Source organism: Burkholderia sp. Ac-20365, from assembly GCF_017104715.1.
Lineage (GTDB): Bacteria > Pseudomonadota > Gammaproteobacteria > Burkholderiales > Burkholderiaceae > Paraburkholderia.
Map to the genome: position 1 here is coordinate 19,189 of NZ_JAAGPI010000038.1, position 12,833 is coordinate 32,021.

Here is a 12,833-nt window from a genome sequence, read left to right on the forward strand (position 1 = left end):
TATGCACGCTGTCAAATCGCAGAATGGTGCACCTGCTGAAATTCACTGTTGCTCATAGCGCCAATACGCTGACGGCGACTTCGACGCGATGCGCGCCGCCGCCAAGAATCATGCCGCGCAGCAGCGACACATCGCTATAGTCGCGACCGATCGCGAGCGTCACGTGGTCCATGTCGGCGAGCACGTCGTTGGTCGGGTCCAGATCGATCCAGCCGCTTTGCGGGCAATGCACCGACACCCACGCATGCGATGCATCCGCGCCGATCAGTCGCGGCTGTCCCGGCGGCGGATCGTTGCGCAGATAGCCGCTCACATAGCGCGCGGGAAGCCCGAGCGCGCGCAGACAACCGATCATCACCTGCGCGAAGTCCTGACAGACGCCGCTTTTCATATCGAACGCGCGTTCTGCGGGCGTATCGAACATCGTCGCGGACGGCTTGTAGTCGAAATCCGCGTGAATGCGGTGCATCAGATCGATCGCGCCTGCGACGATCGGCGTGCCAGGTCGGAAACTGCGCAGCGCGTAGTCGCGCAGCGAAGGCTTGAGCGCAATATTCGGCGACGCGAAACAGAACTCGACCTGCGGATGACACTCGCCACCCGCGCGAAAACGCAGCGAATCCGCGACCTCTCCCCATTCGGGCGTCGCGTCGGGATCGAGATCGTTCCAGCGCGGTGTGAGTTGCACCGTCGTTTCGCTGACCATCTGCAGACGCTCGTGCGGCGCATCGAGCGCGAAATACAGCACATCGTTGCCAAACGCGTCGACACGGCTATGCAGATACGAAGGCGAAGGCTCGATGCGCTCGGTATGCGCGACCACGCGCTGCCACGCGCACGCGAGCGGGCGAATGGTCGCGAGATGCTGCGCGGTCTCGACGAACGTAGAGTAGTGATAGGTCGTGCGATGCGACACCGACAGCAGCGTATGCGCGTCTTTCATCACGACACCTGCGCGGCCAGCGTATTCGCGTGGCTGAAATAGCGCGCGCTGATTTCATTCGCGGCGGCCGTCACGCTCATCGCGAGGCGGTCGCACAGTTCGATCAGCTCCGTGTACAGGCCCTCGCCGTCCGTCGTGCACAACTGCTCGAGCGACGGTAGCGTGCTCGCGTGCGGCAGCAGGTCGTTGAAACGCCGATGCCGCGTGCTGCCCGCCGCCATCGAAATATCGTCGAGCTTCGTGCACAGCCGCGAATAGACGCCGTACAGCCCGCGCGGATTGGTCGGCTCGATCACCAGCAGATCGAGCAGCGCGGGCACTTCGAGGCGCCCCGGATACAGCGAGCGATACGTCAGCGTGCTGTCGAACAGTTGCAGCAGCAGATCGAACGCGGCGGGCGTTGCGAGCTGGCGCTGCGTCGCGACGACGCGCAGGATCGACGTCATCGTCCACACGCGTTCGATGTGCCGGCCCGCGAACATCAGCCGCCACGCTTCGTCGCGTGTCATACGGTCGCCCTGCGCGCCGCTGATCGCCGCGAGCTGCGTGGAAAGATGCTCGAGCGCGTTCATCAGCGACACGCGGTTATACCGCGCCTTGCCGCGCGACGAGGCCTTCGACGCAACCGCAGCCGCAGGCGTCAGTTCATGCAGCGCGTCGCGGAAGTCGTTACGCGCAGCGAGAATGATGCGCCAGTGATCGTTCGAAAGGCGGCCGCGAATCTCGCCGCTCGCGCGCGCCTGGCTCGCGAGATTCTGGCCGATACCGTACGCGCCCGTGTTTTCGTGAAGATTCGCGACCAGCGTGCGCTCGAATGCCTGCAGCGATTGCCCTGCCACGATGTCACCCGTTTGCACGAGACCGAACTGCAGCGCGAGTTCGGCAAGCGTCGCGAACATCGTGTCCGCGCCGTTGCTTTCCAGCGAGCCGAGAATCAGCCGCAACAGCCGCACGTTGTTTTCCGCGCGTTCGCCGTAGCGCCCGCTCCAGAAGAGATTTTCCGCAGCGCGGCTCGACACCGTGCGATGCTTGCGTGCGAGGTCGGCGGGTTTCAAAGGCGAAGGCAGCAGCGTAAACGACGAATTCGGATGGCTCGACAGCACCCAGGTATCGACGCTGCTGCCGCCGAACTGCATCGACACCGACGTCTGCCGTTCCGCCGCGAGGCGCGTGAAACCGCCCGGCAGCACGTGCCAGCTGCCGTTCGTATCGGCGACGGCGATCGCGCGGATCACGCACGGCCGGCTGCCGAGCGTGCCGTCTTCGTAGCGCGGCGTGCATGAATACGGCAGCGGTTGCTGGATCGTGAAGGCATCGGGCGAACGCTCGATGCGCGCTTTCCACGCATCCAGCCGCTGTACACCCTGCGAGATGCCTGGCGGCCCATCCGGCGTGCGCGCAGGCCACGTCGGTTGCAGGAAGGCCTCTTCCATGTTCGTGAACGCATGCTCGCGCGCGGCCTCTTCGCCGCACCACCAGGTCGACACGCCATTGAGCAGCAGCGGTTCGTCCAGCAACGTTTGCGCGATACCGGGCAAAAAACCGTGCATCGCCGGCGATTCGACAAAGCCCGAACCCGGCACATTCGACACGATCACATTGCCCGCGCGCATCACCTGCAACAGACCCGGCACGCCGATCGTCGAATCCGCGCGCAGCTCGACGGGGTCGCAGAACGCGTCGTCGAGCCGCCGCACCACGACATGCACGCGCTCCAGACCTGTGAGCGTCTTCAGATACAGCATGTCGTTGCGCACCGTCAGGTCTTTGCCTTCGACGAGCGTCACGCCCAGATAACGCGCCAGAAACGCGTGTTCGAAATAGGTCTCGGCAAACGGCCCCGGCGTGAGCAGCGCGATATGCGGCGCGCTGTCCGAGCGGCTGTCGCGCATCGTCGCGCGCGCGGCTTCGGCGAGCGTCGCGATCAGCGTCGAGAAGGTCGGCGCGAGCCGGCTCACGCGCATTTCGCGGAATGCATCGGCGAATACGCTCGACACGATCATGCGGTTTTCGAGCGCATAACCAAGTCCCGATGGCACTTCCGTGCGATGCGAGACGACCGTCCACTCGCCGTTCGGCGCGCGCGCCAGATCGACGCCGACCACCTGCAGGAACTGCCCGCCCGGCGGAACAAAACCCTTCACAGCGCGCAGATAACCCGGATGCCCATAAACCAGCGCAGGCGGCAACTTGCTGTGCGACAACAGCTTCTGCGGACCATACACATCGGCGACGATTGCGTTGAGTAGCTGCGCGCGCTGCTGCACGCCGCGCTCGATATGCGCCCACTCCTCCTCGCCGATGATGAACGGCAGCAGATCGAGCGCCCACGGACGCGGCTCGCCCTTGTCGGCATACACGTTGTACGTGATGTCGTTGTCGCGCACCTGCTGCGCGATCGACGCCCGTCCCGGCTCCAGACCCGCGACACCATCCTCGCCGAGCAGTTCGAAAAAGCGCCGCCACGGGGCGTGCAGCAGCCCCGAAGCGTCGCGCAGTTCGTCCCAGTGGCCTTCGCGCACGTCCAGCAACGGCATCGTGCGCAGCAGCGCCAGCGCGTCGGGATGGCCGGCTGCCGCTTCGAACGGAAAGGTCGATTGAAAGGCCAAGATGTCGTCGCGAGTCTGTTGTTGTGAGCTTACGGTTGTAGCGGCTTACCAGTGCCGCAGATCCAGCGTGAACGGAAACTCCAGGCTGCGCGGCGGCGCCTCGGCTACGAGCTGGCCTGGCGTGTGGCCCGTCGTGAAGAAGCGCGCGCGCCGCCGGCTTTCTGCTTCGTACGCGTTCACCGGGAAGGTCTGATAGTTGCGCCCGCCCGGATGAGCGACATGATACTGGCATCCGCCAATCGAGCGGCCCGTCCACGTATCGACGACATCGAAGGTCAGCGGCGCGTGCACGCCTATCGTAGGATGCAGCGACGACGATTGCTCCCATGCGCGGAAACGCACGCCCGCCACGAATTCGCTGATACGGCCCGTCGGCTGCAGCGGCAAGGTCACGCCATTGACGCTCACGCGGTGCCGATTGTCGTTCAGACCGAGCACCTTCACTTCGAGCCGTTCCACCGACGAATCGACATATCGCACCGTGCCGCCCGCCGCGCCCTCTTCGCCCATCACGTGCCATGGTTCCAGCGCGCCGTTGATCATCAGCGACAAACCATTCGCGTGCATCTCGCCGATCGCCGGGAAGCGGAACGCGAAATGCGGCGCAAACCATTCGTTCTCGAACGCGTAACCTGCTTCGCGCAGATCGGCGAGCACATCGTCGAAATCCATCTGCACGAAGGTGCCGAGCAGGAAACGGTCGTGCAACTCCGTGCCCCAGCGCGTGAGGCGTTGCGTATACGGCGTTTCCCAGAACTTCGCGACCAGCGCGCGCAGCAGCAATTGCTGCACCAGACTCATACGCGCGTGCGGCGGCATTTCGAAGCCGCGCAGTTCGAGCAGGCCGAGGCGCCCGGTCGGACCATCGGGCGAATAAAGCTTGTCGATACAGAATTCGGCGCGGTGCGTGTTGCCCGTCACGTCGATCAGGATGTTGCGCAGCGCGCGGTCGATCAGCCACGGCGGCACAGCCGCACTGTCACGACCGCCGAGCAGATCGACCTGTTTTTGCAGTTCGGCGAACGCCAGTTCGAGTTCGTGGACCTGGTCGTTGCGCGCCTCGTCGACGCGCGGCGCCTGGCTCGTCGGCCCGATGAAAAGACCCGAGAACAGATACGACAGCGACGGATGGTTGAGCCAGTACGCAACGAGGCTTGCGAGCAGATCGGGGCGTCGCAGGAACGGGCTGTCGGCCGGCGTCGCGCCGCCGAGCACGAAGTGGTTGCCGCCGCCCGTGCCTGCGTGGCGCCCGTCGAGCATGAACTTCTCGGTGCTCAGATACGTCTCGTGCGCCGCGTTGTACAGGAACTCAGTGTGGTCGACGAGCTGATCCCAGTTCTTCGCCGGATGGATGTTGACTTCGATCACGCCGGGGTCGGGCGTCACCTGCAGCACGTGCAGGCGCGGATCGCGCGGCGGCGGATAGCCTTCGATCACCACCTGCATTTTCAGCTCCGCGGCCGTGGCTTCGACGGCGGCGAGCAGATCCAGGTAGTCGTCAATTTCGGTGAGCGGCGGCATGAAAACATGCAGCAGCGCGCGGCCGTCGCCCAGTGCGTCGGCTTCCACCTTCGGCCCGGCAGCGCGCGCCGGATTGCGCGCCTCGACGCACACCGCCGTGCGGATCACCGATGACGCCGATTCGCCGCGTTCAGGGAAGCGGTCACCGGGTCTTGCGCTCGCGCCGGGGCCGGTGCCCGCAGCGCCGTGACCAGCGGGTCCGCCGCCAACATCGGCACCGCCCCGCGGGTCGTACGACACGCCTTCGTACTGCATCCGCAATTGCGCCGACGTGCGCAGCGGCACGGGCTCCGCAAACGGATCGTGCGCATGCTGATACGGATAGTCTCCCTTCGAAACCCACGGCAGCGAATCGAGCGGCAGACGCAAGCCCATCGGCGAATCGCCGGGAATCAGGTACATGCGCTCGTCGCGGAAGGACCACGCGCCGCTCGCCCAGCCCGGCCCGCCCGTAGACCGCGCCAACGGCAACACGTAGCCCGTCACGCCCGACAGCCCGGCGTCGAACACGCGGCGCAGCCGCACGCGCTCCATTTCGTCGTCGAGACGCGAATCGAACGGATCGACGTTGACGGGCAGGCGGCGCTCGCGCCACAGGTAGTACCACGTGTCCTCATAGCCCGCCTGCGCATTCCCGCCGTCGACGGAAAGCTTGTCGGCGAGCCGCGTGATGAAGCGCTGCGCATCGTCGGAGGTATAGCTGCCGGGGCTGCGCTCGTCGGCGAATAGCGACGGGTCGTGCCAGCACGGCTCGCCGTCCGCGCGCCAGTACAGCGACAACGCCCAGCGCGGCAACTGCTCGCCCGGATACCACTTGCCCTGGCCGATGTGCAGGAAACCGTTCGCGCCGTATTCGGCGCGCAGCTTGTCCATCAGTCCGACGGCGTAGCCGCGCTTGGTCGGGCCGAGCGCGTCGGTGTTCCATTCGGCGGCGTCGCGGTCGCGCACCGCCACGAAAGTCGGCTCGCCGCCCATCGTCAGGCGCACGTCCATTGCGTCGAGCTTGCTGTCCACCTGCGCGCCCATCGTCAGCACGCGGTCCCACGCGGCTTCCGTGTACGGCTTGGTCACGCGCGGCGTTTCGAGCACGCGGGTGATCGACATCGCGTGATCGAACTCGACTTCGGATTGGTCGACGGCGCCCGAAATCGGCGCGGCGCTGCCCGGCTCCGGCGTGCATGCGACGGGAATGTGTCCTTCGCCCGCCAGCAGCCCGGAAGTCGGGTCGAAGCCGATCCAGCCCGCGCCGGGCAGGAACACTTCGCACCATGCGTGCAGGTCGGTGAAATCGTATTCGGTGCCGCTCGGGCCATCGAGCGACTTGGTATCGGGCGCGAGCTGCAGCAGATAGCCCGACACGAAACGTGCCGCGAGGCCAAGCTGGCGCAGCGTTTCGACCAGCAGCCAGCCGGAATCGCGGCACGAACCCGACGCGTTGACGAGCGTTTCCTCGGGCGTCTGCACGCCCGGCTCCATCCGGATCAGATAGCGGATGTCGCTCTGCAGGCGCTGGTTCAGCGCGACGAGGAAATCGGTGGTGGCCATCGGCGTCAGGTCGATGCTCGCGACGAACTCCGCAAAACGCGGTGTCATCTCGCGCTTCACCATGTACGGCGCAAGCTCGGCGGCCAGTTCGGGCGCGTAATCGAACGGAAACTGCTCGGCGGCCGGTTCGAGGAAGAAATCGAACGGGTTGTAGACGGCCATTTCCGCGACCAGATCGACCGTGATCTTGAACTCGGGCGTGCGCTCGGGAAACACGAGCCGCGCCTGATAGTTCGCGAAGGCGTCCTGCTGCCAGTTGATGAAGTGCTCTTCCGGTTCGACGCGCATCGAGTACGACAGGATCGGCGTGCGGCAATGCGGCGCCGGGCGCAGACGCACGACCTGCGGCGACAATCCGACGAGACGGTCATAACGGTAATGCGTGACATGGTTCAGCGCGACACGTATGGACACTCCGGGACTCCTGGTCGGAAAAAGCCGATAAAGGGGCAGACGCGAAAAGCAAGCTTTATGCCGTTGAGATGAAAAGCGTTGCCGGTGCTGCAATCGAATCTATCGCATTGTCACGTCTTGCCTTCATGCTTCGAATCGCGAAGCACGCTGGACACTCGACAACCCGCACGCACCAAAGCGGAGCATCGCGCGAGGCGTGCGCGCACGCAATGTGCGCAAGACCAGCGACGTTATACCCGTGCGGCATGAAGATTGCGCGTACGCTCGCGCGCGTCCTTATGCGTATCTGCTTGCTTCGTGCGGCGCGCGCACGGCCGCGAACCGGTCATTCCTCAACGGCAAAACGACACAAACGGATTGAAGCGATGAAAGCCTTCCATTGCAACCGATGCGACCAGCGTGTGTTTTTCGAAAACGTGCTGTGCGAGCGCTGCGAGGCGTTGCTCGGCTACGTGCCCGAACTACGCGAGATCAGCGCTTTCGAAGCTGCGGGCGAGGGCCAGTGGCGCAGCCTGCATCCCGACGCGCAAGGCAAGCTGTACCGTCAATGCCATAACTACGCGGTCGAGAACGTCTGCAACTGGATGCTGCCCGCCGACGATCCCGAAACGCTGTGCCGCTCGTGCCGCCTCACGCATACCATTCCGAACCTCACGGAAGCGAACAACAACCGGCTTTACTGGTACCGGCTGGAGACGGCCAAACGCCGCCTGCTCTACACGCTCGACGCACTCGGTCTCGCCATCGAATCGCGTCACGCGGACCCCGAAAACGGCCTCGAATTCGAATTCCTCGAAAACACGGAAGACGGCGAACCGGTGATGACGGGCCACGACAACGGCCGGATCACGCTGAACATCGCCGAGGCCGACGATGCGCACCGCGAAAAAGTCCGCACCGATATGCGCGAGCCGTACCGGACGCTGCTTGGGCATTTCCGGCACGAGTCGGGGCATTACTACTTCGAGAAGCTGATTGCGGGCACGCGCTGGCTCGAGCCATACCGCGCGCTTTTCGGCGACGAACAGGCCGACTATGGCGAGGCGCTCGACAAGTACTATCGCGACGGCGCGCCCGCCGACTGGGAAAACAGCTACATCAGCGCATACGCGACGATGCATCCGTGGGAAGACTGGGCGGAGACGTGGGCGCACTATCTGCTGATTGTCGATGTGCTGGATACGTCGACAGCTTATGGGCTCGCGCTCCTGCCGCCCGCGCCGAACGAGCCGCGCCTGACCGACCAGACGCCCGTCGAGGAAGCCAGCTTCGATAACCTGATGAAGCGCTGGTATCCGCTGACGGACGCGCTGAACAGCCTGAACCGCAGCCTCGGCATGCCGGACGGCTATCCGTTCACGCTGGCGCCGCCCGTCGTCGACAAGCTGCGCTTCGTGCATCGCGTGATTGCGCAGGCGTCGACGCGCAGCTAGCGCGCATTGCGCGCCCGCCGTGAAGGCGCGTTACTTCTTCTGTAGCAGCGTCTTCAGCTCTTCGACGTTTTCTTCGACGCGCTTGGCGATCACCGCGTACGAATCCGCCTGCGTGCGATACGCGGCCTGCGTCAGCTGCTGCATATCCGCAAGCGCCTTGTGCAGCGTCTGCTGGACCAGTTCCGCTGTCTGCGCCGACGGCACACCGCCCGCGGCTGCCTGCTTCTGCGCGACGTCCTGAAGTTCAGAGAGTGTCGAGCGCAACATTTCAGCCTGCTTCTGCGCGAGCGCCTGGATGCCCTGCACGGCCGTCTGATTGGCGGCGATCAGGGCCTCGACATCCTTGCGGCGCGCTTCCATCACGGCGGGCACATCGAATCCGGGCAGCTTGAACTGTTCGAACAGCTTGTTGAACTCGGCAAACGGATTGGCGGCGTCAAAGGGTTCCATGCTCGATCTCCTCAAGGCGCGTCGTTGGTTAGGTATGTGCCGGGTGGCGTGGAGTGAGGCACATGGCACGATCATGCCCGTTAATGCGGCATTGCGCCAGCAAGCAACGCGGGCATCGACGGACGCAAGCGGCGCTTCAGCCCCAATTCATATCACGTCATGATGCAGTGCACATACGCCGGAAATGCGGGTTTTCCCTGTATTTGCAGGCCCCGGCGGACGCCCGCCAGCCGGGCGATGCGCCGGATTTATATCACGTTGGCATATATCCATGACGACAAGTTGTTGGCTTTCGGATAGCTTTTCCCTTACCGTACGCCTGACTGTTTCCCCTCTTTAGAACAATATCTTGACCCGCTCCCTCTTTTTCCAGTGGCTGGCGCGCTTTTATCCGGCCGCGATGAACGTCAAATGGCCGGAGCGCATGCGTTCGGCGCTTGGCGCGCTGATCGGCATTGCCTTTACGGGCGGCAGCATGCATCTGCTGCTCGGACCGGCCGCCAACATTCCGCTGCTGGTCGCGCCGATGGGTGCGTCGGCCGTGCTGCTGTTTGCCGTGCCAGCCAGTCCGCTCGCGCAGCCGTGGTCGATCATCGGCGGGAATCTGGTGGCGGCGACGGTCGGCGTGACCTGCGCGATGTTAATCAGCGATCCCGTTGCAGCGGCGGCGCTTGCCGTGGGCGTATCGATCGCCGCGATGTTCGCGCTGCGCTGCGTGCACCCGCCCTCAGGTGCCGTCGCGCTGACCGCTGCGATCGGCGGCCCGGCCATTCATGCGCTTGGCTACCGCTTCGTGCTCGAACCGATCCTGATCCAGTCGGCGGCGCTGCTCGGCGCGGCGCTCGTGTATCACGCGGTGACCGGCCACCGCTATCCGCACGCATCACGCGCCGCGCCCGCCGCGGCACCGCAAGCAACGCCATCCGGCAACGGCGTCACGCGCGCCGATCTCGAAGCCGTACTGAATCGTCGCGGCGAACTGCTCGACATCGATCCCGAAGACCTCGAAGCGCTGTTCCGCGAAACGCAGTTGCAAGCTTATGCGCGCACGTTCAGCGAACTGTCGTGCCGCGACGTGATGTCGTCGCCCGTCGTGAGCATTGCGCCCGATACCACGCTGCGCGCCGCAGCAGAACTGCTGCAGCGTCACGCGATCAAGGCGCTGCCTGTGGTCGACCGGCGCCAGCATGTGGTCGGCATCGTCACGCGCGCCGATCTCGCGAACAAGCCGAAAAGCGCGGACCTGCGGCTGATGGAAGCCTTGTCGGCGCGCCTTTTCAAACGCGATGCGGCACGCGGGCGACTTGCCAGCACGGTCATGACGACGCACGTGCGCACTGTCGCGACCAGCACGCCTATCGTCGAACTGGTGCCGCTTTTCGCCGACGACGGTCACCATCACATTCCCGTGATCGACTCGCATGACAGGCTGGTCGGCATCATCACGCAGTCCGATCTGATTGCCGGTCTCTACCGTCAGACGCAGATGCAGGCTCAGGCGCAGCAGCGTCCTGCTGCCTGAACGCGCGCCGAATCCACCGCATTAAAAATTCAGCATGGCGATGCCCCGGGCATCGCCATTTATATCATTTCGTGATACATTTTTTGCTTTCTCTCGCGTGGTCATCGATATGAAAGTTCTCACACGCACGTTGAACAAGGCGGACTACGAACAGCTTTCGGAGTTTCGCTATCAGATGCGGCGCTTCGAGCGCTTCTCCGAGCAGGCTGCGCAAGGCGAAGGCATTACGCCGCTGCAGTATCTGTTGCTGCTGCATATCAAGGGCTATCCGGATCGCGAGTGGGCGACTATCGGCGAACTGGCCGAGCGGCTGCAGGCGCAACATCACGGCGTGGTTGCGCTGGTATCGCGCTGCGAAGCACTCGAACTCGTCAAGCGCAAGATCAGTGAGACCGACCGCCGCCAGGTCGAAGTGCATCTGCTGAAAGCGGGCGAGAAAGTACTTGCCCGGCTCGCGGAGCTGCATCGCGCGGAACTGCGCTCGCTCAAGGGCGCATTCACGATTCCACAGATCGATCTTTGATCCGGGCCCTGAAAAGGCTTTGCGCAACGGCACTGCACTCATGAGCGACAACTCTCACAAGCGGGACTTTTCGAGCAATGCGCGCTTGCCGGGCATCGCGGCGCTCGCGGCTGTCATCGGCCTGCTCAGCACGCTGGCCGCGTTCGTGCTGTTGAGCCTGATTCATCTGTTCACGAACCTGTTTTTCTTCGGCGCGTTTTCATTCGCCGACCGCTCGCCTGCTACGAATACGCTCGGCGCGTGGGTGATCGTGATCCCCGTGATCGGCGGCTTGATCGTCGGCATGATGGCGCGCTTCGGTTCGGAGAAGATTCGCGGACACGGCATTCCCGAGGCGATCGAAGCCATTCTGTTCGGCAAGAGCCGCATGTCGCCGAAAGTCGCCGTGCTCAAGCCCTTGTCGTCGGGCATCGTGATCGGCAGCGGCGGGCCGTTCGGCGCGGAAGGCCCGATCATCATGACGGGCGGTGCGCTCGGCTCGTTGCTTGCGCAGTGCGTGAAGGTCACGTCGGCGGAGCGCAAGACGCTGCTGGTCGCGGGCGCGGCCGCGGGCATGACCGCCGTGTTCGGCACGCCCGTTGCCGCCGTGCTGCTCGCTGTCGAACTGCTGCTGTTCGAATGGCGGCCGCGCAGCTTTTTGCCTGTCGCGCTGGCTTGCGCCGTCGCCGGATTCGCGCGGGCGATCTTCTTCGGCACCGAGCCGCTGTTCGCGCTGCAAACCGCGCCGCCGACTGCTATTTCGTTGTTTTCATGCGTGATAGCAGGGCTGCTTTCGGGCGCGTTGGCATCGGGTTTATCGGCTGCGCTCTACAAGACGGAAGACCTCTTTCACAAGCTGCCGCTGCACTGGATGTGGTGGCCGGCTATCGGTGGGCTCGCTGTTGGCATCGGCGGATATATCGAGCCGCGCGCGCTTGGCGTCGGCTACGACGTGATCGGCGATCTGCTGCATCAACATATCGCGCTGCAGGTGGCCGTGGCGATTCTCGTCGTCAAAGCGGTGATGTGGGTGATCGCGCTCGGCTCCGGCACGTCGGGCGGCGTGCTCGCGCCGCTGCTGATGCTCGGCGCGGGTCTTGGCACCGTGCTCGGCCACGTGCTGCCCGGCAACGAGCCGGCGCTGTGGCCGCTCGTCTGCATGGCGGCGACGCTCGGCGCCACGCTCGGTGCGCCGTTGACGGCCATCGTGTTCGCCTTCGGCCTCACGCACGATGGCAACGCGTTGCTGCCGCTACTCGCCGCGACGCTGGTTGCGCACGGTTTCGCAACCGTCGTGATGAAGCGTTCGATCATGACCGAAAAGATCGCGCGGCGCGGTTATCACATCTATCGCGAGTACGGCGTCGATCCGCTCGAGCGGCATTACGTGGACGAAGTGATGACGCAAAAGGTCGATTCGATCGATGGCGCGATTGGCGTGCGCGATGCGCTCGCTTCATATTTCGGCGCGACTCAGAAGCGGCGCGCCTATCCTGTGCTGCGTGCGAACGGCGCGCTGCTCGGTATCGTCGATCGCGCAATGCTCGATGCAGTACGCGACGGCGCAACGCAACACACGCTCGATTCATCGCTCGCAGATGTGATGAAAGATCGGTCGCTGGTGGTCGCACTGCCCGACGAAACCTGCCGTCTCGTAGCAACGCGTCTCGCCGTGCATGATCTTGAACGGCTGCCTGTGGTTGTCGATCGCGATTCGATGCAACTCGTTGGCGTCGTGTCGCGCAGCGATCTCGTGAAGCCTTCCGTGGCGCATTTCGAGGAAGAGCATAAACGCGAGCGCTTTCGGCGTTTGAGCTTTGCGCCGGGTAAAAGGCATTTTCCGCCGGTAAGGAAAACACACGGGTAAAGCCTGCACGAATGCAAAAGGGCCCGC

Annotated in this window: 8 protein-coding genes; 4 read left to right on the plus strand and 4 right to left on the minus strand. The window is 64.3% G+C overall.

Going from position 1 to position 12,833, the window contains the following annotated elements:
• Positions 1-52: 52 nt before the first annotated feature.
• The 3 genes from G3O01_RS36915 to G3O01_RS36925 are packed head-to-tail and all read right to left on the minus strand — an operon-like array spanning position 53 to position 7,032.
• Entirely contained in the window at positions 53-943 is an 891-nt protein-coding gene (locus tag G3O01_RS36915) for a transglutaminase family protein (RefSeq protein ID WP_205811951.1), read from the minus strand.
• Positions 943-3,552, minus strand: a complete 2,610-nt coding sequence (locus G3O01_RS36920) for a circularly permuted type 2 ATP-grasp protein (protein WP_205811952.1) — start codon at positions 3,550-3,552, stop codon at positions 943-945. The genes G3O01_RS36915 and G3O01_RS36920 overlap by 1 nt, the downstream gene beginning before the upstream one ends.
• Positions 3,553-3,597: 45 nt before the next feature.
• On the minus strand, positions 3,598-7,032 hold the full coding sequence (locus tag G3O01_RS36925; protein WP_205811953.1) for a transglutaminase family protein: 3,435 nt from the start codon (positions 7,030-7,032) through the stop codon (positions 3,598-3,600).
• Positions 7,033-7,397: 365 nt separating this feature from the next.
• Here G3O01_RS36925 and G3O01_RS36930 point away from each other — a divergent pair, with 365 nt between their 5' ends.
• Complete coding sequence (locus G3O01_RS36930) at positions 7,398-8,465, plus strand: putative zinc-binding metallopeptidase (protein ID WP_205811954.1); 1,068 nt, start codon at positions 7,398-7,400, stop codon at positions 8,463-8,465.
• Between the two features lie 30 nt (positions 8,466-8,495).
• On the opposite strand, the gene G3O01_RS36935 is transcribed toward G3O01_RS36930, so the two are convergent.
• The gene (locus G3O01_RS36935) at positions 8,496-8,915 is read right to left on the minus strand and encodes a phasin family protein (protein ID WP_036000201.1); all 420 of its coding nucleotides are present in this window, start codon (positions 8,913-8,915) and stop codon (positions 8,496-8,498) included.
• Between the two features lie 400 nt (positions 8,916-9,315).
• Between G3O01_RS36935 and G3O01_RS36940 the strand changes: the two genes are divergently transcribed.
• The 3 genes from G3O01_RS36940 to G3O01_RS36950 all read left to right on the plus strand — a co-directional run bounded on the left by G3O01_RS36940 (position 9,316) and on the right by G3O01_RS36950 (position 12,806).
• Positions 9,316-10,437, plus strand: coding sequence for an HPP family protein (locus G3O01_RS36940; protein ID WP_205812004.1), 1,122 nt, complete (start codon positions 9,316-9,318; stop codon positions 10,435-10,437).
• 109 nt (positions 10,438-10,546) lie between these two features.
• Entirely contained in the window at positions 10,547-10,960 is a 414-nt protein-coding gene (locus G3O01_RS36945) for a helix-turn-helix domain-containing protein (protein WP_036000194.1), read from the plus strand.
• A gap of 40 nt (positions 10,961-11,000) precedes the next feature.
• A complete protein-coding gene (locus G3O01_RS36950) occupies positions 11,001-12,806 on the plus strand; it encodes a chloride channel protein (RefSeq protein WP_205811955.1) in 1,806 nt (601 codons plus the stop codon).
• Positions 12,807-12,833: the final 27 nt, after the last annotated feature.

Coding starts and splice junctions, on each gene's coding strand:
- G3O01_RS36950 (WP_205811955.1), top strand. CDS start 11,001: ATGAGCGACAACTCTCACAAGCGGGACTTTTCGAGCAATGCGCGCTTG.
- G3O01_RS36945 (WP_036000194.1), top strand. CDS start 10,547: ATGAAAGTTCTCACACGCACGTTGAACAAGGCGGACTACGAACAGCTT.
- G3O01_RS36935 (WP_036000201.1), bottom strand. CDS start 8,915: ATGGAACCCTTTGACGCCGCCAATCCGTTTGCCGAGTTCAACAAGCTG.
- G3O01_RS36940 (WP_205812004.1), top strand. CDS start 9,316: ATGAACGTCAAATGGCCGGAGCGCATGCGTTCGGCGCTTGGCGCGCTG.
- G3O01_RS36915 (WP_205811951.1), bottom strand. CDS start 943: ATGAAAGACGCGCATACGCTGCTGTCGGTGTCGCATCGCACGACCTAT.
- G3O01_RS36930 (WP_205811954.1), top strand. CDS start 7,398: ATGAAAGCCTTCCATTGCAACCGATGCGACCAGCGTGTGTTTTTCGAA.